This window comes from Allobosea sp. TBD101 (assembly GCF_059817965.1).
On record NZ_CM187543.1, the window covers coordinates 4,576,140 to 4,597,175 of the forward strand.

A 21,036-nucleotide genomic window follows, 5' to 3' on the forward strand; every position below is an offset into this window, starting at 1 on the left:
CAGACCGTCGATTTAGTTGATAAGTACGTCATCGAAGCATGAAACTCGGCCGGCAGCGGACATAGACGTTCGCGCAGCTCTCTCCGTGCTTTCCCTTAAGCGCGAACACGAGACCCCGCCAATTCCCGACTCTGCTTGATTTGGATCAAGTACGACACAGAAGATTCCAGTGTTGGCTCGCGGCAATCACGCATGTTGCCGAATGAGGCTGCGATCATGGAAACCCATATTCCCGTGTCCAAGGGCGAACAGGGGCGGGCCTTGTGGCTCTCGACCATCGCCTTCACCGCTTGCTTCGCGGTCTGGACGATCTTCTCGATCATCGGCGTCCGGATCAAACAGGAGCTTGGGCTGAGCGAGACCCAGTTCGGCCTGCTCGTCGGAACGCCGATCCTGACGGGTTCGCTCATCCGCGTCGTGCTGGGCATCTGGACCGACTACTATGGCGGGCGGCGGATCTTCTCGCTGGTCATGCTCGCTGGTGCAGGGGCGACCTTCCTGCTGTCCTACGCACAAACCTACCCGCAGATGCTGCTCGCCGCACTCGGTGTCGGCATCGCCGGTGGTTCCTTCGCGGTCGGCGTCGCCTATGTCTCGCGCTGGTATCCCGCCGGCAAGCAGGGGACGGCTCTCGGCATCTTCGGGGCGGGCAATGTCGGAGCGGCCGTGACCAAGTTCGTCGCGCCCTTCGTGCTCGTTGCCTATGGCTGGCAGAGCGTGGCGCAGATCTGGGCGGCCGGGCTCGTGGTGATGGCCGTACTGTTCTGGTTCGGAACCGCGGATGACCCCGTTATCGTCGAGCGGCGGCGCACGGGCGAGCGGCCGAAAAGCGCCTGGCTCGAGCTTGAACCGCTCAAGAACGCCCAGGTCTGGCGCTTTTCGCTCTACTACTTCTTCGTCTTCGGCGCTTTCGTCGCGCTGTCGCTGTGGCTGCCGCAATATCTGATCGGCGTCTACGGGCTCGACATCAAGGCTGCCGGCATGATCGCCGCCTTCTATTCGGTTCCGGCCTCGATTTTCCGCGCCTATGGCGGCCATCTCTCGGACAAGTACGGCGCAAGGCGCGTCATGTACTGGACCTTCCTGGTCTCGATCGGCTGCACCTTCCTCCTGAGTTATCCGCCGACGGATTATGTCGTGAAGGGCATCGCCGGGCCGATCGCCTTCCACACCGAGGTCAGCCTGCCGGTCTTCATCGGCCTCGTCTTCGTGCTCGGCTTCTTCATGAGCCTCGGCAAGGCGGCCGTGTTCAAGCACATCCCGGTCTATTATCCGCAGAATGTCGGCGCGGTCGGTGGCCTCGTCGGCATGATCGGTGGCCTCGGCGGCTTCATCCTGCCGATCGCCTTCGGCGTGCTCAACGACCTGACCGGGATCTGGACGAGCTGCTTCATGCTGCTCTTCCTGATCGTGACGGTCTCCCTTGTCTGGATGCACATGGCCGTCCGCACCATGGAGGAAGGCGTCGCCGGCAAGGAGCTGGCCAAGCTGCCGCAGCTGCCGGAGATGCAACCGATCCATTCGCCCGAACTTGCCGACGCGCTGACGGGCAAGACGCTGCAGGACTGGCGCCCGGAAGACCCGCAGTTCTGGGCGCGGAACGGGCGCGCCATCGCCCGCCGCAATCTCTACATCTCGATCCCCAGCCTGCTGCTCTCCTTCGCGGTCTGGATGGTGTGGTCGGTCGTCGTGGCGAAGCTGCCGACCGTGGGCTTCAAGTTCAGCACGGATCAGCTTTTCTGGCTGGCGGCGCTGCCCGGACTGTCCGGCGCGACGCTGCGGGTGTTCTACGCCTTCATGCCGCCGATCTTCGGCGGGCGGCTGTGGACCACGGTCGCAACCTGGTCGCTGATGCTGCCGGCGGTGGGCATCGGCTATGCGGTGCGCGACCCTAGCACGCCCTACGTGGTGTTCCTTGGACTCGCACTACTTTGCGGCCTGGGCGGCGGCAACTTCGCCTCCTCCATGGCCAACATCTCGTTCTTCTTCCCCAAGTCCGAGAAGGGCAACGCGCTCGCGCTCAATGCCGGGCTCGGCAATCTCGGCGTCAGCGTGGTTCAGTTCGTCATCCCGCTCGTGATCACCGCCGGTGTGTTCGGCTCGCTCGGCGGCGAGCCGCAGCTCTCGACCGAGGCGGGCCGGACGAGCCAGCTCTGGCTGCAGAACGCCGGCTTCATCTGGGTGCCCTTCATCGCGGCATCGGCCTTTGCCGCCTGGTTCGGCATGAATGACATCGCCTCGATGAAGGCCTCCTTCGCGGAGCAGGCGGTGATCTTCAGACGCCAGCACAACTGGGTGATGTGCTGGCTCTATACCGGCACCTTCGGCTCCTTCATCGGTTATTCGGCGGCCTTCCCGCTCGTCGCGAAGACGCAGTTCCCGGAGGTCAACGCCCTGCAGCTGGCCTTCCTCGGCCCGCTGGTCGGCGCGCTCTCGCGCTCCTTCACCGGCTGGGTCGCCGATCGCTTCGGCGGCGGGCGGGTGACGCTGTGGGTCTTCGTCCTGATGATGGCCGGCGTCGGCGGCGTGCTCTTCGGCTTGGCGCAGCATAGCTTCCCAGTGTTCTTCTCGAGCTTCCTGGTGCTGTTCTTCGCGACCGGCGTCGGTAACGCCTCGACCTTCCAGATGATCCCGTCGATCATGCGCAAGGAGATCCCGCGGCTCGAGCCACTGCTCGCCCCTGGCGAGCAGGTCAAGCAGGCCGAGAAGGAATCGGCGGCGATCATCGGCTTCACTTCGGCGGTAGCAGCCTATGGCGCCTTCTTCATCCCCAAGGCCTATGGCTCCTCGATCGCGGCGACCGGGGGGATCGAGGCGGCGCTCTACGGCTTCCTCGGCTTCTACGTCACCTGCGTGCTCTTGACCTGGGCGGTCTACACGCGCCGCGGCGGCCTGCTCTGGGATGTCGAGCGCGTCCGCTCCGCCAGCGCGGTCGCGGCCCAGCCGGCCGGCTGAACCCCGTGAAGGTCCGGGTCGCAGCCAGGCCAGGACCTCCGCAAGACTACTTAGGAAAAACTCTAGATGGGCCCCGGCGCCCCGCCCGGCTACCACCAGAACCAGTGTTCCCTCGCTCCAGAGGACGGCTTCGCGCTGAGGCCGAAAGGACTTGAGATGAGCCACTTTCTCGACCGACTGACCTTCTTCAACCGGGTCGTCGACGATTTCTCGGACGGCCACGGCATCACTACCAACGAGGACCGGCGCTGGGAGGACGGCTACCGGAAACGCTGGCAGCACGACAAGATCGTGCGCTCGACCCATGGCGTGAACTGCACCGGCTCCTGCTCGTGGAAGGTCTACGTCAAGGGCGGGATCGTCACCTGGGAGACGCAGCAGACCGACTATCCGCGCACCCGGCCCGAACTGCCCAACCATGAACCGCGCGGCTGCGCCCGCGGCGCCTCCTATTCCTGGTATCTCTACTCGGCCAACCGGGTGAAATATCCGCTGATCCGCTCGCGGCTGCTCAAGCTCTGGCGCGAGGCGCGCGTGCTGATGACGCCGGTCGCGGCCTGGGCCTCCATCGTCGAGAACCCGCAGAAGCGCGCGGCCTACACCACCAGGCGCGGCCATGGCGGCCTCGTGCGGGCAAGCTGGGACGAGGTCAACGAGATCATCGGGGCGGCCAACGCCTATACGACGAAGACCTACGGCCCCGACCGCGTCTTCGGCTTCTCGCCGATCCCGGCGATGTCGATGGTCTCCTACGCAGCCGGCGCGCGCTATCTCTCGCTGCTCGGCGGCGTCTGCATGTCGTTCTACGACTGGTATTGCGACCTGCCGCCCGCTTCCCCGCAGACCTGGGGCGAGCAGACGGACGTGCCGGAATCGGCCGACTGGTACAATTCCGGCTTCCTGATCCTGTGGGGCTCGAACGTGCCCCAGACCCGCACGCCCGACGCCCATTTCTACACCGAGGCGCGCTATCGCGGCGCCAAGAGCGTGGTGATCTGCCCCGACTATTCGGAAGCCTCGAAATTCGCCGATCTGTGGGTCTCGGTGAAGCAGGGCACGGATGCCGCGCTCGGCATGGCGATGGGCCATGTCATCCTGCGCGAGTTCCATGTCGACCGGCAGGTGCCGTACTTCACCGACTACGCCAAGCGCTACACTGACATGCCGATGCTGGTCCGGCTGGTGGAGCAGGACGGCAAGCTGGTGCCCGAGCGCTTCCTGCGTGCGAGCGATCTCGACGGCGGCCTCGGCGAGGCCAACAATCCGGAATGGAAGACGCTGTCCTTCGATGCGGCGAGCGGCGAGCTCGTGGCGCCGCTCGGTTCCGTCGGCTTCCGCTGGGGCGAGAAGGGCAAATGGAACCTCGAGGCCAAGCGCTCGGACGGCGCCCCCGTCGATCTGCGCCTCTCGCTCTACGATGTCGCCGACGGCTTCGAGAACGTTGCCTTCCCCTATTTCGGCAATATCGAGCACGATCACTTCACCGGGACGGATCATGCGAGCGTGCTGGAGCGCCGCATCCCGGTGAAGAAGCTGAAGCTCGCCGAAGGCGAGGCGCTGGTTGCCACCGTCTACGACCTGTTCCTGGCCAATTACGGCGTCGACCGCTTCGGCGGCGACAACGTCGCCAACTCCTATGACGACGACGTGCCCTATACCCCAGCCTGGGCCGAGAAGATCACCGGCGTGCCGCGCGACCAGATCATCACGGTCGCACGCGAATTCGCCCGCAACGCCGAAAAGACCAATGGGCGCTCGATGATCATCATCGGCGCGGCGATGAACCATTGGTATCACATGGACATGAACTACCGCGGCGCCATCAACATGCTCGTCATGTGTGGCTGCGTCGGGCAGTCGGGGGGCGGCTGGTCGCATTATGTGGGCCAGGAGAAGCTCAGGCCGCAATCGGGCTGGGCCCCGCTCGCCTTCGCGCTCGACTGGGGCCGCCCCAGCCGGCAGCAGAACTCGACCTCCTGTTTCTACGCCCATACCGACCAGTGGCGCTACGAGACGCTGGACGTGAAGGAGATCCTCTCGCCCACCGCACCGGCCGGCCCTTGGGACGGCGCGATCATCGACTACAACATTCGGGCCGAGCGGATGGGCTGGCTGCCGTCTGCGCCGCAGCTCGAGCAGAACCCGCTGGGCATCGCCGCCAAGGCGAAGGCCGCCGGGCTGGAGCCGAAGGACTATGTCGCCGGCGGCCTGAAATCGGGCGAGCTCAGGATGTCCTGCGAGGACCCGGACAATCCGAAGAACTGGCCGCGCAACCTCTTCGTCTGGCGCTCGAACCTGCTCGGTTCCTCGGGCAAGGGGCATGAGTATTTCCTCAAGCACCTGCTCGGCACCAGCCACGGCGTGCTTGGCAAGGACCTTGGCGAGGAGGGGCGGCAGAAGGCGAAGGAGGTCGTCTGGCACGACGAGGCGCCCGAAGGGAAACTCGACCTGCTGGTCACGCTCGACTTCCGCATGTCGACCACCTGCGTCTACTCGGACATCGTCCTGCCGACGGCCACCTGGTACGAGAAGGACGACCTCAACACCTCCGACATGCACCCCTTCATCCATCCGCTGACGGCGGCGGTGGACCCGGTCTGGGAGTCGCGCTCGGACTGGGAGATCTACAAGGGCATCGCCGCCAGCTTCTCGAAGGTGGCGCCCGAGGTGCTCGGCGTCGAGCAGGATGTGGTGCTGAGCCCGATCATGCACGACACGCCGGCCGAGATCGCTCAGCCCTTCGACGTCAAGGATTGGAAGAAGGGTGAAATCGATCCGGTTCCCGGCAAGACCATGCCGAGCATCACCGTGGTCGAGCGCGATTATCCCAATCTCTACAAGCGCTTCACCTCTCTCGGCCCGCTAATGTCCAAGATCGGCAATGGCGGCAAGGGCATGGCCTGGAACACCGAGCACGAGGTCGAGTTGCTCAAGGAACTCAACGGCGTCGTCGCCGAGGAGGGACCGACCAAGGGGTTGGCGCGGATCGACACCGCGATCGACGCCTGCGAGGTCCTGCTGATGCTGGCGCCCGAGACCAATGGCGAGGTCGCGGTCAAGGCCTGGGAAAGCCTCGGCAAGGCGACCGGACGCGACCATGAGCATCTCGCCTTGCCGAAGGAGGACGAGAAGATCCGCTTCCGCGACGTGGTCGCGCAGCCGCGCAAGATCATCTCCTCGCCGATCTGGTCGGGGCTGGAATCCGAGAAGGTCTGCTACAACGCCTGCTACACCAACGTCCATGAGCTGATCCCGTGGCGGACGCTGACCGGGCGCCAGCAGCTCTACCAGGACCATCTCTGGATGCGGGCTTTCGGCGAGGGCTTCTGCGTCTACCGCCCGCCGGTCGATCTCAAGACGATCACGCCGGTCCAGGGCAAGGTCGCCAACGGCAATCCGGAGATCGTGCTGAACTTCATCACGCCGCACCAGAAATGGGGCATCCACTCCACCTATTCCGACAACCTGCTGATGCTGACGCTCAATCGCGGCGGGCCGGTGGTCTGGATCTCGGAGCGGGATGCGGCGAAGGCCGGTATCGTCGACAACGATTGGATCGACGTCTTCAACGTCAACGGTGCCATCTCGGCGCGGGCGGTAGTCTCCCAGCGCGTCAAGGACGGCATGTGCATGATGTACCATGCGCAGGAGAAGATCGTGAACACGCCCGGCTCCGGCATCACCGGGCAGCGCGGCGGCATCCATAACTCGGTCACTCGCGCCGTCCTGAAGCCGACCCACATGATTGGCGGCTACGTGCAACTCTCCTACGGCTTCAACTACTACGGAACCGTCGGCTCGAACCGCGACGAGTTCGTCGTCGTCCGCAAGATGGGCTCCGTCGACTGGCTGGAAGGCCCCTTCGACGAAGGCAGCGCCCGGCGCGGCCCAAAGCTCCACGCCGCCGAGTAAGAGGATATCGACATGAAAGTCCGCGCTCAGATCGCGATGGTGCTGAACCTCGACAAGTGCATCGGCTGCCACACCTGCTCGGTGACCTGCAAGAACGTCTGGACCAATCGCGAAGGCATGGAATACGCGTGGTTCAACAACGTCGAGACCAAGCCAGGCATCGGCTATCCCAAGCAGTGGGAGAACCAGGACAAGTGGAACGGCGGCTGGCGCCGCCGCAAGGATGGGCGGATCGAGCCGCGGATTGGCTCGAAATGGCGGGTCTTGGCGAAGATCTTCGCCAACCCCGATCTGCCGGAGATCGACGACTATTACGAGCCGTTCGACTTCGACTACGGGCACCTGCAGAAGGCGCCCGAGCTTCAGACCTTCCCCACCGCCCGCCCGCGCTCGAAGATCACCGGCGAGCGGATGGAGAAGATCGAGTGGGGGCCGAACTGGGAGGAGATCCTCGGCGGCGAGTTCTCGAAGCGCAAGCTCGACAAGAACTTCGAGGGCGTCGAGGAGGAAATCTACGGCCAGTTCGAAAGCACCTTCATGATGTATCTGCCGAGGCTGTGCGAGCACTGCCTCAACCCGGCTTGCGTCTCGGCCTGCCCCTCGGGGGCGATCTACAAGCGCGAGGAGGACGGTGTCGTCCTGATCGACCAGGACAAGTGCCGAGGCTGGCGCATGTGCGTCTCGGCCTGTCCCTACAAGAAGATCTACTACAACTGGTCTTCCGGTAAGTCGGAGAAGTGCACGCTCTGCTATCCGCGCCTGGAGGCCGGCATGCCGACGGTGTGTTCCGAGACCTGCGTCGGCCGCATCCGCTATCTCGGCGTGATCCTCTACGACGCCGATCGGATCGAGGCCGCCGCCTCGACCGAGAACGAGCAGGACCTCTACGACGAGCAGCTCGGCATCTTTCTCGACCCGCGCGACCCGGCGGTGATCGAGGCTGCCCGGCGCGAGGGCGTGCCCGAAGCCTGGCTGGAAGCCGCTAGGCGCTCGCCGGTCTACAAGATGGCGATCGAGTGGAAGATCGCCTTCCCGCTCCATCCCGAATACCGGACACTGCCGATGGTCTGGTACGTGCCGCCGCTCTCGCCGATCACCTCGGCGGCGTCGGCCGGCAAGATCGGAATCGACGGCGAGATGCCGGACGTCAAGAGCCTGCGCATTCCGGTCAAGTACCTCGCGAACCTGCTCACCGCCGGCAAGGAGCAGCCGATCGTATCCGGGCTGGAGCGCATGCTCGCGATGCGGGCCTATATGCGGGCCAAGACCATCGACGGTGTCATCGACGAAAAGCTGGCGCGGGACGTCGGCCTGTCCGCCGCGCAGGTCGAGGAGATGTACCGGATCATGGCGATCGCGAATTACGAGGATCGCTTCGTCATCCCGACCAATCATCGTGAGATGGGGATCGAGGACGCCTATGATCTGCGTGGCTCCTGCGGCTTCTCCTTCGGCAATGGCTGCGCCGGCGGCACGAGCGGCACCAACCTGTTCGGTTCGCCCAAGCCGGCCAAGACGCCGATGGAAGTCGGCTGACGCAATCTGCTCGCCCTCGCAGTCCGCCTTCGAGGCGGGCTGCGGATTTCGCCCGAATCCCGTTTGCCGCAGCTCAATGTCGCGCCTTTCGCAAGCCGGTAACGTACCGGCAGCGCTCGGCGAGCGAGCCGCCCGGAGACATCAGATGAAAACCCTCAAGGCCTTCTCCGCCCTGCTGAACTATCCGGGCCGGGATCTGATGGCTGCGATTCCGGAGATCCGTTCCGTGCTGGCCGAAGAGGGCGTCGCCGATCCGGCGTCGCTGGAGCCGCTGCTGCGCATGCTGGAGGAGACGGACGTCTACGATGCGCAGGAGCGCTATGTGATGCTCTTCGACCGGACGCGCTCCCTGTCGCTGCATCTGTTCGAGCATGTCCATGGCGAAAGCCGCGACCGCGGCCAGGCCATGGTCGACCTGAAGAGCATCTACGAGGCTGCCGGCTTCGTCATCGAGGGCACGGAACTGCCGGATTTCGTGCCGCTCTTCCTCGAATACTGCTCGCTGCTGCCGGAGCAGGAGGCGAGGGCGGTGCTGGCCGATCCGGCCCATGTCATGACGGTGCTCGGCGAGCGGCTGCGCAAGCGGGAATCGCCCTATGCTGTCGTGTTCGAGGCGTTAGTCGCGCTCGCGGCGACGAAGCCCGCGCCGGAGGTGTTCGAGGCGATCGTGCCCGAGACGGAACAGGATCCGAACGACCTGGCTGCGCTGGATGCGGCCTGGGAAGACGAGGAAGTTCGCTTCGGCCCCGGCGCCGGCGCCGATTGCGGCGTCGATAACCTCGCCGCCAAGCTGCGCCAGGCCAAGCGGCCGGCCCCCGGGCTGGGCGCTGCCACCGTGCGGCGGCCCAAGACCCGCTTCACCTATGCGTCACCCCGCGATTGAGGAGCTGCCGTCATGAACGCGACGCTCAACCATATCCTGTTCGGCTGGTATCCCTATTTTGCCCTGACGGTCTTCCTGCTCGGATCGCTGGTGCGTTTCGAGCGTGAGCAATACAGCTGGAAGGCGGATTCGAGCCAGCTCCTGCGCTGCAGGCAGCTCGTCGCCGGCTCCGTCCTGTTCCATGTCGGCGTGCTCGTGATCTTCCTCGGCCATGCCGGCGGGCTTCTGACCCCGATCGCCATCTTCGACGCGCTGGGCATCTCGCACGGCTTCAAGCAGGGGCTGGCGATCGTCGTCGGCGGGCTGGCCGGCGTGATGTGCTTCCTCGGCCTGAGCCTGCTGCTCCACCGCCGCCTGTTCGATCCGCGGATCCGCAAGACATCGTCCTTCTCGGACATCGCGGTGCTGCTGATGCTCTATGCCCAGCTCATTCTCGGCCTTCTCACCATTCCGCTGTCGCTCGGCCATATGGACGGGCATGAGATGGTCAAGTTCATGAACTGGGCTCAGGGGACGCTCACCCTGCAGCCGGGCGCCTCGGCCTATGTGGCTGACGTGCATCCGATCTTCAAGGCGCATCTCCTGCTCGGCATGACGATCTTCCTCGTCTTTCCGTTCACCCGTCTGGTCCACATCTGGTCGGCGCCGGTCTGGTATCTCGGCCGGACGGGCTACCAGATCGTGCGTACCAAGAAGCGGCCCCTTGCCGGCCAGGGCGCGGTTCCCGCCCCGGTCCGTGCAACCCGCCGCTGAACGGCGCATCCGCATCGGCACGCAACCCATCCCGGGATATCCGCCATGTCGTCCTGCTCGGCCCAGCCGGTCACCGCAGCCCCGAAGGCTCCGATCAAGGTCAACGGAGCCGTGATCTCGCGGGCGATGATCTCGCGCGAGGTCCAGAACCACCCGGCCTCGTCGCCTGCCGCCGCCTGGAAGGCCGCGGCCCTGGCGCTGGTCATCCGCGAGGCCCTGAGTCAGGAGGTCGTCCGGCTCGGTATCGAGGCCGAGCCGATGACGGATGGGGAAGGCCGGCGCGAGACCGAGGACGAGGCGCGGATGCGCGCGCTGGTCGAGCGCGACATCAGCGTGCCCGAGCCGACGGAGGAGGAGTGCCGGCGCTATTACGAGCGCAATGCCGGGCGCTTCTGCAGCTCCGATCTCTACGAGGCGTCGCATATCCTGTTTGCGGCACGCGGGGATGACGCGGAGGGCTATGAGCGCGCGCGGCGGCAGGCCGGTGCCGCCATCGCCGAACTGGCGGGCGAGCCCGGTCGCTTCGCCGAGCTCGCCCGCCTGCATTCCGCCTGCCCTTCGGCCGAGCTCGGCGGCAATCTCGGCCAGATCGGCCGCGGCCAGACGACGCTGCTGTTCGAGAAGGCCCTGGCGGCGATGGAGCCGGGCACGATCGGCCGCGAGCCCGTGGAGACGCCCTATGGCTTCCACATCATCCGGCTTGACAGGGCCATTGCGGGCCGCCTGCTGCCGTTCGAGCGCGTGCAGGAACGGATCGCGGCCTATCTCGGCGAGGCTGTGCGGCAACGGGCGCAGGCGCAATATGTCGCGCGACTGCTCGGCCGCGCCCGGGTCGAGGGCATCGAGCTGCCGTCGCCGGGCGAGCTCAACGTCCACTGAAAGGCGGTTGCCATGCTGCTCGGAGACATCATCTCCCGCCTCGACGACGAAGCCATGGCGATGCAGACGCTGGTGGGGCTGGGTGATCTCGTGCTGCTGACCCAGGTCGAGACGGCTGCCGCGGCCGAAGGGCTCACGGCCGGTGGCTTCGCCGCCCGCGCCGTCAACCTCTTCTCCAACCAGGCTTCCGACGAGGATTGGCTCTCCCTGATCGGCGTCATGGGCCGGACCACCGATCCCGGCCAGGCCTGCCTGCGCAACATCCTGCACTTTGCCCTTCGTCCGCCGAAGGAAGCGGTTCATGCCTGCGGCCACGGTCACTGAGCTTTCCGCCGAGACCGACGCACTGGCACCGGTCCGCAGCGAGCTGCTGGCGCGCCCGCTCGAGTTCATCGTCGCCGAGCACCATCGCCTGCGCGACCTGTGCCGGCTGCTCGACGGCATCGCCGAAGCGCCCGGCTCCGCGACCATCCCCGCCGACGCCATCCTGCACTGCATCGAGCATGAGCTGCCGCTGCACGTCATCGACGAGGAGGAGGATCTGTTTCCGCTGATCCGCCGGCGCGCCAAGCCGCGCGACGGCGCGGAGCGGCTGCTCGGACTGCTCTCTCGGGAACATGCCGAGGACGACCGGCTCGCCGGGATCATCGCGGGCGGGCTGCGGGCGCGGGGAACGGCGGAGTGGGACGAGGCCGGTTTCCGCGCAGCCCTCGCCAGCTTCTCGCGCCGCCAGCGCCGCCATCTCACAGTGGAGAACGCGGTGCTGATTCCGCTGGCGGAGCTGCTGCTGACGGCGGGAGACCGCGACGGGCTGGCCCGGCGCATGGCGGCCCGGCGCGGCATCGTGCTCAGCGGGCGCGGCCATGGCTGAGGTTTCGATCCAGGCGCTGTTCGACCGCAATGTCGACTGGGCCATCGCCAAGACGCGCCAGGAACCCGGCTACTTCCGCCGTCTTTCCGCCCTGCAGGAGCCGCGGTTCCTGTGGATCGGCTGCTCGGATTCGCGCGTGCCGGCCAATGAGATCGTCGGGCTCGATCCGGGCGAGCTCTTCGTCCATCGCAATATCGCGAACGTCATGCATACCGGCGACCTCAACCTGCTTTCGGTAATCGAGTTCGCAGTCGAGGCGCTCAGGGTCGAGGATATCATTATCTGCGGCCATTACGGCTGCGGCGGCGTGCGCCGGGCGCTCGAGCGCCAGGCCGGTGCGCTGGTCGACCATTGGCTTGCCCCCGTCGTCGACGTCTACGAACGCCAGCGCGAGCGCTTCGATCCCAGCGCCAGCGAGGAGGCGCGTCTCAATCTGCTCTGCGAGCTGAATGTCGAGGCGCAGGTGTCCCGGGTCGCGCGCACCCCGATCGTCAGGGCCGCCTGGGCCGGAAACCGCTCGCTGCGGATCCATGGCTGGATCTATGGCCTGAAAGACGGGTTGGTGCGCGATCTCGGCGTCACCCGCAGCGGCCCGGAAGAGGCGGAGATCGGACCGGTCATGGTCGATCCCACCCCCGTCGATGACTGGTCAGGTCACATCCATGCCAGCGCGATCCGCCTGCTCGGCGGCCATTCCGGCAAAGGTTGCGCTTGTCCGGCGGAAGCCGGCGAAGGGGAGCCGCACGAGGCTGCCGAATGAGCTGTTCCCGTCCTGCCGCCTGCGGCTCCCCGCTGATCGATGCCTATCGGCGGCGCGTCACCTATCTGCGGGTCTCGGTGACCGATCGCTGTGATCTGCGCTGCGTCTACTGCATGCCCGAGAAGATGTCCTTCCTGCCTCGGCGCGACCTGCTCTCGCTTGAGGAGCTCGACCGGCTCTGCGCGGCCTTCGTCGAGCGCGGTGTTCGCAAAATCCGCCTCACCGGCGGCGAGCCTCTGGTCCGGCGCGATGTGATCTCGCTGCTGCGCACGCTGTCGCGGCATCTTGCCAGCGGCGCGCTCGACGAGCTGACGCTGACCACCAACGGCACCCTGCTCACCCGCCATGCCGTCGCGCTGGCCGATTGTGGCGTCAGGCGCGTCAATATCTCGCTCGATACGCTCGATCCGGCGCGCTACCGCGCCATCACCCGCTGGGGCGACCTCGGCAAGGTGCTGAACGGCCTCGACGCGGCGCAGGCGGCCGGACTCGCGGTGAAACTGAATGCGGTGGCGCTGAAGGGCGTCAACGAGTACGAGATCGAGAATCTCGTCCGGTTCGCGCATGGACGCGGGATGGACCTGACCCTGATCGAGGTGATGCCTCTCGGCGATGTCGGGGCCTATCGGAGCGACCAGTATCTGCCCATGTCCGACGTCAGGGCTCGCCTGGCGCAGCACTTCACCCTGCACCCCCTGCCCTATCGTTCGGGCGGGCCGGCGCGTTATGTTCGCGTCGCCGAGACCGGTGGCAGGCTCGGCTTTATCACCCCGATGTCGCATTCCTTCTGCGAGAGCTGCAACCGCGTTCGCGTGACCTGCACCGGCATGTTCTACACCTGCCTCGGGCACGAGAAAGGCCGGGACCTGGGCCAGGCCCTTCGAGGTTCGGAAGGCAACGACCTGCTGCATGCCGCCATCGGCGAAGGCATCGCCGACAAGCCGAAGGGACATGATTTCGCGATCGACCGCAGCAACCGACCGGTCGTGCCGCGGCACATGAGCATGACGGGAGGCTGATGATGGAGACCGGGACGGACGAGGGGCGAATTGGCGTCGTGGCCTATGAGCGCGATCAGAGGCCCGACACCGCGCTTGCGCAAGCCGTGCAGAGGCTGCAGGTCGCCGGTCTCACCCCGCGCGGGCTCCTGCAGCACGGAAAGGCCGGTTGCGCCTCGACCTGCGCTGCCCTGTTTCTCGACGATATCGGAACAGGGCGGGAGATCCAGATCTTCGAGAACCGTGGCGCGGCGACCCGCGGTTGCCGGCTCGATCCGTCCCGGCTTGCCGTTGCGGCGAGCTGGCTGCGCGAGGCGGTCGAGGCGCGACCGCATGTGCTGTTCGTCAATCGGTTCGGCCAGCGGGAATGCGAGGGCCAGGGCCTGCGCGAAGAGATCGGCGCGGTGGTGGTCGCCGGAATTCCGATCGTCATCGCCGTCAGCAAGCTTCTGCTACCACTTTGGCGGGCCTTTGCCGGAGAAGACACAACCATGCTGGCGGCGGATCCGGAACAGATCGAGGGCTGGTGCGCCCGGAGTGCCCAGGCGGCCCGCGCCTGACGCCGCTCGATCGCCGCGCGTCTTTCCGGACGCGGAATGGCGATCCATCTCGTTGTCCTGGCATTGGATTTCTCCGAAAAGTGGATTCCACTTTTCGGTCCTGAGCCTAGACGGCGAACTGCCGCTCGAAGGGATGAAAGGCGAGGCGGTGTCCCGGCTGGGCTTCGGTCAGCGTCTCCGGCAGTTCAACGAAGCCATCGGCGTCCAGCAGCGGACGCAGGCGGGCCGAGTTTCCTGCCAGCAATTCGAGTTCCAGGCCGCCCGGGCCGCCGTGGATGCGGGCCGGAATGAACTCTGTCCTTCCCGGTTTGCGCCGGAGCGCGAGCCGGATCGGCATGGGACAGCCCGGCTGCCTTGTGACCGCGCGCCCCTCCAGCCGGGCGAAGACCGCATTTCCGAGCAGCGACCAGGACACCAGCGCCGCCAGCGGATTGCCGGGCAGGCCGAGATAGGTCGCGGCGCCGATCCGCCCGACGATCGCGGGCTTGCCCGGCTTGAGCGCCATTTTCAGGGTGGCGCCGGTGCCGCCTGCGAGCCTAAGGGCCGTGGCGGAATGGTCCTCCTCGCCGACCGAGGCCCCCCCGGTCGTCACGATGAGGTCGCAGCGCTCGGCGAGGCGCCGCAGGTGATCGGCCAAGGCTGAGGGATCGTCGGGCACGCAGCCTGCGTCGGCCGCGGTGAGGCCCTGTGCGGCCGCCAGCGCCAGCAGCATGGGTCGGTTCGAGTCGAGGGCGCCGGTCGCCGGGACGCAGTCTCCCTGGGCATGGCAAAGCTCATTTCCCGTCGAGAGGATCGCGACACGGACGGGCCGGCGCACCACGAGCCGGTCGATGCCCTGGGCCGCGACGATCGCGACGCCGCGCGCGTTGAGGCGCTGCCCTTCTCGCAGGAGCAGGTCACCCGGAGCGACATCCTCGGCACGGCGACGGATGTTCTCGCCCATCGCGACCGGACGCTCCAGGATGACGAAGGCGCCGTCCCGCTTGGCATGTTCCTGCATGACGACGGCTCCGGCTCCGGCCGGGATCGCAGCTCCGGTGAAGATGCGGGCCGCCGTGCCATCCGCGAGGCTTTCCGCGACGTCGCCCGCCGCGATCCGGCCCTCGATCTTGAGGTGCGTGCCGGCACCGAGATTGCAGGCGGTCGCGACGGCGTAGCCATCCATGGCCGAGAGATCGCGGTCGGGACAGGCGCGTCGGGCGACGACATCCTGCGCAAGGCAGCGACCGACAGCCTGGGCCAGGGCGACGCTCTCGGTTTCCTGAATGACGTTCGCAAAGGCCGCGGCCTGAGCGCAGGCCGTATCGAGGGGCAGGCCCTGAAAGGCCGGGCCGGGCATGGCGGGCTGCGGGTTGAGCGGGATGGTCATGCGGGCCTCTGAGCTGCGAGGCGCTCGAGGATCGAGCTGTCACGCCCGACGATGCAGCGACGATGCGCCGGCTGCGCGATGGCCTCCTCGGAGCAGAGGCCTGATCGTGGCAGGGCGAGCACGGTCTGCATGGGAACTCACGTCTCATCAAATGGTGACGTGCGTGCAGCAATACCCGGCGGCAGTACCGCGCAACATTCAGAGGCTCTCCATAAGGAGAGTTCCTGAGGCCGGTAGCCATGACCACGCCTCCGCGTCAGGCTTCGGCCTCGGGCGCCTCATCCTTCGCGCCCCTGGCTGGACAGGCAGCCAGGGCGCAGCGGATGCAATCAATGAGCGAGCCGTCATCGAGCGGCTTTTCAAGGACCTGACTGAAGCCGGCTTGGAGCGGCCGCCGGCAGATTTCGCCGGTCGCCTTTGCGGCGATCGGGATCGCCGGTAGTTCGATATGTCGCCGCAACAGGCGCTCGATGAGCTCGACGCCGTCGAGAGCGGGCATGGAATAGTCGATAATGAGGCAGCCGCTCGAAGGCAGGTCCTGCTCGGCAAGCTCTGGCGCAGGTCGACGCCGACCTTCTTCGCCAGGCGCACCAGCCGCTCGCGGGCCGTGCGCATCAGCTTGGCGTCGGTCGGGAGGGCGATCGCCTTCTCCTACACCGTGGCGTCGACGATGACGCGTGTGAAGTCGGCGGGCCTGGCCAGCTCGGCGACCTCCTGACGCGCGCCGCCGACGTCCAGCTCAAGGAGCGGCGCCGGCTCGTGCTGGTGGCGCGGGAAAGCCCGCTGCATCTGGGCCATCTGCGGGCGATGGCGCAGGTCACCGAATATGGCGCGATCATCGCCCCGCCCGTCCCGGCCTTCTATCTGAAGCCGGCCGACATCGCAGCGATCGTCGACCAGATCGCCTTGCGCGCACTCGGGCTACTCAACCTGGAGCCCGAAAGCGTCGCCTTCAGAGAATGGCAGGTTGGTGGAGCGTAACGGCCAGAGGCCACAGCTTTGCCCCAAGGTTCACCTCATCCGCGCCTTCTCGATCTCCGCTCGCCGGCACACAACTTCAGCGTCACATCGCCGAGAAGGGGACATGACAGCGATGGCGGCATGAGGGCGACCGTGATGCCGTTCGAGCTAAGCATCAACGGCCGAAATCGTAGTCTTGACGAGCGGCGAACGGGCACTGTCCCTCGTCGTGGCCTCCTAGATTACTGTCATCAACAAGCCGACCGTGGTTCGATGGAATGAACCTCGCGGCGGCTCACAGGCCCTTCCGGCTTCCACCTCGGACAGCTTCGCCTGACTGTTGGGCACCGTACGATGCGGCCTCATCATGCCGTTCAGGATGTGCCCGTTCCCAGCGAGTTCAGCTTCGCGCCGCTGCCGGTCGTCCTTGTCACACTCCTGTTTGACTGCGTCGAGGTGCTTGAAGACAAGATTTTGAAGTTGGCCGCGATCAAGTTTGTCCTTGGCGATTTCGTCAACGACGCGCACCGTGTCTTCACTCATCGCGTTCCCAACGACGTAAATGCCGAGGTCGAACACATCCCGGATCTACCCAACAAGCCGCCCTTGATGGGTCTGCATGGACATGATCCCCAGCAAGCACGCACTCACCATCACGATCCGTGAAACCGTCGAACGGCTCTCCCCCGCCATCGCAGCGGCGAGCCCAGGCCGTCCAAACGCGGCGTAGGTGCGTGTCTGGGAGACCTGGCCGACCCTAGGCCGCATCGGTCGCCACTGCATCGCGTCTGTCTTGTAAGTCCATCGCTCGGTCCATTTTTCAATCACAACCTACCGCGCTGACCCGGCGCAGGAAGGCAATGTTCCGACAAAAATCCGGGGCCGCCCCGGACGCGCCGCTATCGAGCCAGCCACGGCAAGCGCAGGCGTGAGGGCAGGACAAGCAAAGGCGCGCGGCCATGGCGAAAGTGCCGCCAAAGCCGTCCCTGGCCGCTGCTCCAGGATCGACATCCGCCCGCTCGATCATCTCGCGAAACAAGCCCGCCTGCTGCCGTACCCTTTCGAACCTTGGCCATCGCCGCCTGGCCTTTTGCCCTTGTAGCCTTGGATGCATGTCGCGCTCCCAGACAAGAGGAATAGCGAAGAGTAAGCGCAAAATTCCCTCACCTCTTTGTCTCAAAACAAGGACAACCGGCCCCCGGCACGACAATCTTCGTCATAGTTTCGAATGTGATCCTGAAAATGACAGGAGTGGAATCCGTCCGTCATCGGCAGTCTTTTCAACATCTGGCGGCAAATCGCCTCCAGTTGGAACGAACCGGCAGGAGAACTTGCCTTTGACCCGTGAGATCGAATCTGAAACGAAACTGGCTGCGGTTCTCATCGAGGCAGTGACGGGAATCGGCCTGGCATTCGTCGACGAGGCGGGCCGGATCGGAAGCTGGAACGCCGGCGCCGAACAGATCACGGGGTGGAGTAGGGCCGAGTTTCTGGGCGGCGACCTCGCATGCCTCTTCGTCGCCGCGGATCCGGGCGTGACAGCCTCCCTGCTCGCCGCGGCGCAGGAGGCCGGCAGGGCCGAGACGCAGCGCATCTGCCGGCGACGGGACGGGGCCTCGTTCACCGCGCAGCTCTCGATCGCGCCCGTGAAGGCGCAGTCCGGCAGCCCCGGCGGATATGCGTTCGTCCTGCGCGACATCTCCGAACAGCTCCAGGCCGAGGAGGCCCACACCGTCCGCGAGGCGCATCTGCACTCCATCCTCGAAACGATACCCGACGCCATCGTTGTGATCGACGAGGACGGCCGAATCCAGTCCTTCAGCGCGGCAGCGGTCCGGCAGTTCGGCTACGATCGCAGCGAGGTGATCGGCGAGGACGTCAAGATACTGATGCCCAGCCCCTACCGGCATCATCACGACAGCTACATCAAGCGCTATCTCGCCACCGGCGAGCGCAGGATCGTCGGCATCGGGCGGATCGTTGTTGGCCAGCGCAAGGATGGCTCGACCTTCCCGATGGAACTCGCCGTCGGCGAGATGCACTCTGGCGGCCGGCGCTACTTCACCGGCTTCATCCGCGATCTGACGGAACGGCAGAAGACCGAAACCCGCCTGCAGGAGCTGCAGTCCGAGCTCGTCCACATGTCGCGCTTCACGGCGCTGGGCGAGATGGCATCGACGCTGGCCCATGAGATCAACCAGCCGCTGACGGCCATCACGAACTACCTGAAGGGGTGCCGCCGGATTCTCCAGCGCATGGATGGCAAAACCGCCCGCCTGCTGGAGGACGGCGTCACGAAAGCGGCCGATCAGGCGCTGCGCGCCGGCCAGGTGATCCGGCATCTGCGCGAATTCGTGCAGCGCGGCGAAAGCGAGCGCCGGATCGAGCCTCTCGCCAAGCTGATCGAGGAGGCCAGCGCGCTGGCCATGGTCGGCGCTCGGGAACAGGGTGTTCACATCGCCTATCTCCTCGACCCTCGCGCTGCCTTCACGCTCGCCGACGGCATCCAGGTCCAGCAGGTGTTGCTGAACCTCATCCGCAACGCGATCGAGGCGATGGATGGCGAGGAGCGGCGTGAGCTGGTCGTCGAGACCCGGCGCATCAGCGAGGAGATGCTGGAGATCTCGGTTCGCGATACCGGCACGGGCCTGGCTCCCGAGATCGTCGACCAGCTCTTCCAGCCTTTCGTCACGACCAAGCAGCATGGCATGGGCGTCGGGCTCTCGATCTGCCGCACCATCGTCGAGGCGCATGGCGGAAAGATCTCGGCCGTGTCGGAGCGGGGACGCGGAACCTGCTTCACCTTTTCACTGCGCGCCGTCGATCCGGAGGAGATGGCTCATGCAGGGTGATGCCATCGTCCATATTGTCGATGATGATCTGGCTGTCCGGCAATCGCTCTCTTTCCTGCTGGCTTCCGACGGGTTTCCAGTCAGGTTGCACGAATCCGCCAGCCAGTTTCTCGACAACGTCAGGGAGGCGCCGACGGGCTGCATCATCACCGATGTACGCATGCCGGGGCTCGATGGCATCGAATTCCTCCGCGGCCTTGCCGTACGCGGCTTCAGCCTTCCCGTGATCGTGATGACCGGCCATGCGGATGTGTCGATCGCCGTCGAGGCGATGAAGGAGGGAGCGGTCGACTTCATCGAGAAGCCCTTCGACGACGAGCGGCTGCTCGCCGCGGTGCGCTCGGCCCTCGACCGGCATCAGCGCAAGACGCAGCGCGAGGCGCAGGGCATCGACATCCTGGTGCGCCTCAAATCGCTGAGCGAGCGCGAGAAGCAGGTGCTCGACCGTCTCGTCGAAGGCAAGGCCAACAAGGTGATCGCGCACGAGCTCGGCATCAGCCCCCGCACGGTCGAGATCTACCGGGCCAATGTCATGACCAAGATGAGGGCTGCAAGCCTGCCCGAGCTCGTTCGCTTTGCCCTGTTGGTCGGCGACAACGCCCCCTGAGATCGCAACGCACCATCGGGAGCGGCTCGCGTAAGGTGTATTCCTGACTTGGATGCCGCGGCGGGCCGACACAGACTGCCGGCATACCAACCCGGCGCGATCCGAGCCGCGGATCACCCGGAGCAAGGCATGCCATGTCTCCCGAAGGATGCGTGATCATCGTCGATGACGACGATGCCGTCCGGCAGTCGCTGACGTTTTCCCTCGCGCTCGAAGGCTTCCAGGTCAGGGCCTTTCGCAACGGCGAGGAACTGCTCGCCGAAGGGGAGCTGCCGGCGCGCGCCTGCATGGTCATCGACCACTGCATGCCTTCGCTCGACGGGCTGACACTGATCGGTCGCCTCCGGCAGAGCGCCATCGCGCTGCCGGCGATCCTGATCACGGAGAAGGCCAGCGCCGAGATTCATCGTCGGGCGACGCTGTGCGGCTGCCGCGCGGTGCTGGAAAAGCCGCTGGAGGACAATTCGCTGGCGGACTGCATCAGGGACGCGCTGGCGAACGGCGGCAGCGAGGAATTTCGCAGGCAAGGCTGAGGCGGGGATGCCCTCGAATGTCAGGCCTTGACCTCGGCGAGGGCCTTGCGACACCAGTCCTCGATCTCTCCGGCATCGAGCGGCAGCGTGACGAAGACCTCGCCGGCGAAAGCCTGCCATTGCCGCAGATACTGGCGATTGACCGCGATGACGGTCGGGATGCCCGCGGCAACCGCCATCTCGATCTCCTCGCGCAGACCCCGCCCCTTACCTTTGTGCTTGCCGAAGCGGTTGACGATCCGATGTCAATTACCCCGCGTCGGCTTCCACTCACTTACGGATGTTCCGGAGCGGACAGGTATTGAGGCCAAACACCGAATAAAGCGGGCAAGTTTGGAAAAGACCGGTCAACAGCGGGACGAGCCCGAACAATCCCCACCAGCGCGCTGCACCTTCGACGACAAAGATCAGCGATAGCAGGACCAGCCCAACGACGATTCGCAACAGGCGATCGATCCCCCCGACATTCCTGGTCATGTTGCATTCTCCCCTGGCCTGCGGCCGCTTCGAGTTGGATTGCCCTTTTTTGGCAGAATTTCGTCCCGACAACGCGAGAGACGACGCTCTCGCCCCCCAATCTGACATAAGCAGGGGATGGCGGAGCCGAA

Annotated in this window: 21 protein-coding genes and 2 pseudogenes; 15 read left to right on the forward strand and 8 right to left on the reverse strand. The window is 65.8% G+C overall.

Annotated features, from left to right (window positions below; genetic code table 11):
- Nucleotides 1-216 precede the first annotated feature (216 nt).
- The 11 genes and pseudogenes from AC6RIC_RS22330 (at nt 217) to AC6RIC_RS22380 (ending at nt 14,107) form a co-directional block, all read left to right on the forward strand.
- Nucleotides 217-2,955: a nitrate/nitrite transporter gene (locus tag AC6RIC_RS22330; protein ID WP_499733956.1), complete on the forward strand. Its 2,739-nt coding sequence runs from the start codon at nt 217-219 to the stop codon at nt 2,953-2,955.
- A gap of 156 nt (nt 2,956-3,111) precedes the next feature.
- The gene (locus AC6RIC_RS22335; RefSeq protein ID WP_499733957.1) at nt 3,112-6,867 is read left to right on the forward strand and encodes a nitrate reductase subunit alpha; all 3,756 of its coding nucleotides are present in this window, start codon (nt 3,112-3,114) and stop codon (nt 6,865-6,867) included.
- 12 nt (nt 6,868-6,879) lie between these two features.
- Nucleotides 6,880-8,403, forward strand: coding sequence for a nitrate reductase subunit beta (gene narH / locus AC6RIC_RS22340; protein ID WP_499733958.1), 1,524 nt, complete (start codon nt 6,880-6,882; stop codon nt 8,401-8,403).
- A 145-nt stretch (nt 8,404-8,548) separates the two neighbouring features.
- Nucleotides 8,549-9,286: a nitrate reductase molybdenum cofactor assembly chaperone gene (narJ, locus tag AC6RIC_RS22345; RefSeq protein ID WP_499733959.1), complete on the forward strand. Its 738-nt coding sequence runs from the start codon at nt 8,549-8,551 to the stop codon at nt 9,284-9,286.
- A gap of 12 nt (nt 9,287-9,298) precedes the next feature.
- Nucleotides 9,299-10,039, forward strand: a complete 741-nt coding sequence (gene narI / locus AC6RIC_RS22350) for a respiratory nitrate reductase subunit gamma (RefSeq protein ID WP_499733960.1) — start codon at nt 9,299-9,301, stop codon at nt 10,037-10,039.
- Nucleotides 10,040-10,084: 45 nt separating this feature from the next.
- A complete protein-coding gene (locus AC6RIC_RS22355) occupies nt 10,085-10,918 on the forward strand; it encodes a peptidylprolyl isomerase (RefSeq protein ID WP_499733961.1) in 834 nt (277 codons plus the stop codon).
- A gap of 12 nt (nt 10,919-10,930) precedes the next feature.
- Nucleotides 10,931-11,242, forward strand: coding sequence for a hypothetical protein (locus tag AC6RIC_RS22360; RefSeq protein ID WP_499733962.1), 312 nt, complete (start codon nt 10,931-10,933; stop codon nt 11,240-11,242).
- Complete coding sequence (locus tag AC6RIC_RS22365) at nt 11,220-11,789, forward strand: hemerythrin domain-containing protein (RefSeq protein WP_454658208.1); 570 nt, start codon at nt 11,220-11,222, stop codon at nt 11,787-11,789. The genes AC6RIC_RS22360 and AC6RIC_RS22365 overlap by 23 nt, the downstream gene beginning before the upstream one ends.
- Nucleotides 11,782-12,366 (forward strand): annotated as a pseudogene (locus tag AC6RIC_RS22370) (carbonic anhydrase); the annotation flags it as partial. The gene AC6RIC_RS22365 and the pseudogene AC6RIC_RS22370, both read left to right, overlap by 8 nt.
- Before the next feature lie 179 nt (nt 12,367-12,545).
- Nucleotides 12,546-13,568, forward strand: coding sequence for a GTP 3',8-cyclase MoaA (gene moaA / locus AC6RIC_RS22375; protein WP_499733963.1), 1,023 nt, complete (start codon nt 12,546-12,548; stop codon nt 13,566-13,568).
- Entirely contained in the window at nt 13,568-14,107 is a 540-nt protein-coding gene (locus AC6RIC_RS22380) for a DUF2478 domain-containing protein (protein WP_499733964.1), read from the forward strand. Before moaA ends, AC6RIC_RS22380 begins: the two co-directional genes overlap by 1 nt.
- Nucleotides 14,108-14,213: 106 nt before the next feature.
- Here the strand turns inward: AC6RIC_RS22380 and AC6RIC_RS22385 are convergent, their stop codons facing one another.
- The 4 genes and pseudogenes from AC6RIC_RS22385 to AC6RIC_RS22400 all read right to left on the reverse strand — a co-directional run.
- On the reverse strand, nt 14,214-15,476 hold the full coding sequence (locus AC6RIC_RS22385) for a molybdopterin molybdotransferase MoeA (RefSeq protein WP_499733965.1): 1,263 nt from the start codon (nt 15,474-15,476) through the stop codon (nt 14,214-14,216).
- Nucleotides 15,473-15,607, reverse strand: a complete 135-nt coding sequence (locus AC6RIC_RS22390) for a hypothetical protein (RefSeq protein ID WP_499733966.1) — start codon at nt 15,605-15,607, stop codon at nt 15,473-15,475. The genes AC6RIC_RS22385 and AC6RIC_RS22390 overlap by 4 nt, the downstream gene beginning before the upstream one ends.
- 125 nt (nt 15,608-15,732) lie before the next feature.
- On the reverse strand, nt 15,733-15,975 hold the full coding sequence (locus AC6RIC_RS22395; protein WP_499733967.1) for a response regulator transcription factor: 243 nt from the start codon (nt 15,973-15,975) through the stop codon (nt 15,733-15,735).
- 50 nt (nt 15,976-16,025) lie between these two features.
- Nucleotides 16,026-16,169 (reverse strand): annotated as a pseudogene (locus tag AC6RIC_RS22400) (IS5/IS1182 family transposase); the annotation flags it as partial.
- Nucleotides 16,170-16,235: 66 nt separating this feature from the next.
- On the opposite strand from AC6RIC_RS22400, the gene AC6RIC_RS22405 reads away from it, so the two are divergent.
- Nucleotides 16,236-16,457, forward strand: coding sequence for a hypothetical protein (locus AC6RIC_RS22405; protein WP_488847292.1), 222 nt, complete (start codon nt 16,236-16,238; stop codon nt 16,455-16,457).
- A gap of 216 nt (nt 16,458-16,673) precedes the next feature.
- On the opposite strand, the gene AC6RIC_RS22410 is transcribed toward AC6RIC_RS22405, so the two are convergent.
- Both AC6RIC_RS22410 and AC6RIC_RS22415 read right to left on the reverse strand, forming a co-directional pair.
- Nucleotides 16,674-17,015 (reverse strand): hypothetical protein, encoded by a 342-nt coding sequence (locus tag AC6RIC_RS22410; protein ID WP_499733968.1) that lies wholly within the window; start codon nt 17,013-17,015, stop codon nt 16,674-16,676.
- Nucleotides 17,016-17,256: 241 nt separating this feature from the next.
- Nucleotides 17,257-17,463, reverse strand: a complete 207-nt coding sequence (locus AC6RIC_RS22415; protein ID WP_499733969.1) for a DUF6455 family protein — start codon at nt 17,461-17,463, stop codon at nt 17,257-17,259.
- Between AC6RIC_RS22415 and AC6RIC_RS22420 the strand changes: the two genes are divergently transcribed.
- The 3 genes from AC6RIC_RS22420 (at nt 17,396) to AC6RIC_RS22430 (ending at nt 20,428) form a co-directional block, all read left to right on the forward strand.
- On the forward strand, nt 17,396-19,288 hold the full coding sequence (locus tag AC6RIC_RS22420; RefSeq protein ID WP_499733970.1) for a PAS domain-containing sensor histidine kinase: 1,893 nt from the start codon (nt 17,396-17,398) through the stop codon (nt 19,286-19,288). The genes AC6RIC_RS22415 and AC6RIC_RS22420 overlap by 68 nt on opposite strands.
- The gene (fixJ, locus tag AC6RIC_RS22425) at nt 19,278-19,895 is read left to right on the forward strand and encodes a response regulator FixJ (protein WP_454658216.1); all 618 of its coding nucleotides are present in this window, start codon (nt 19,278-19,280) and stop codon (nt 19,893-19,895) included. The genes AC6RIC_RS22420 and fixJ overlap by 11 nt, the downstream gene beginning before the upstream one ends.
- Before the next feature lie 134 nt (nt 19,896-20,029).
- Nucleotides 20,030-20,428, forward strand: coding sequence for a response regulator transcription factor (locus AC6RIC_RS22430; protein ID WP_499733971.1), 399 nt, complete (start codon nt 20,030-20,032; stop codon nt 20,426-20,428).
- A gap of 20 nt (nt 20,429-20,448) precedes the next feature.
- On the opposite strand, the gene AC6RIC_RS22435 is transcribed toward AC6RIC_RS22430, so the two are convergent.
- Both AC6RIC_RS22435 and AC6RIC_RS22440 read right to left on the reverse strand, forming a co-directional pair.
- Nucleotides 20,449-20,607 carry a DUF2478 domain-containing protein gene (locus tag AC6RIC_RS22435; RefSeq protein WP_499733972.1) on the reverse strand — a complete coding sequence of 53 codons (159 nt, stop codon included), beginning with the start codon at nt 20,605-20,607 and terminating at the stop codon, nt 20,449-20,451.
- A 91-nt stretch (nt 20,608-20,698) separates the two neighbouring features.
- Nucleotides 20,699-20,905 carry a YgaP family membrane protein gene (locus AC6RIC_RS22440; RefSeq protein WP_454658218.1) on the reverse strand — a complete coding sequence of 69 codons (207 nt, stop codon included), beginning with the start codon at nt 20,903-20,905 and terminating at the stop codon, nt 20,699-20,701.
- Nucleotides 20,906-21,036: the final 131 nt, after the last annotated feature.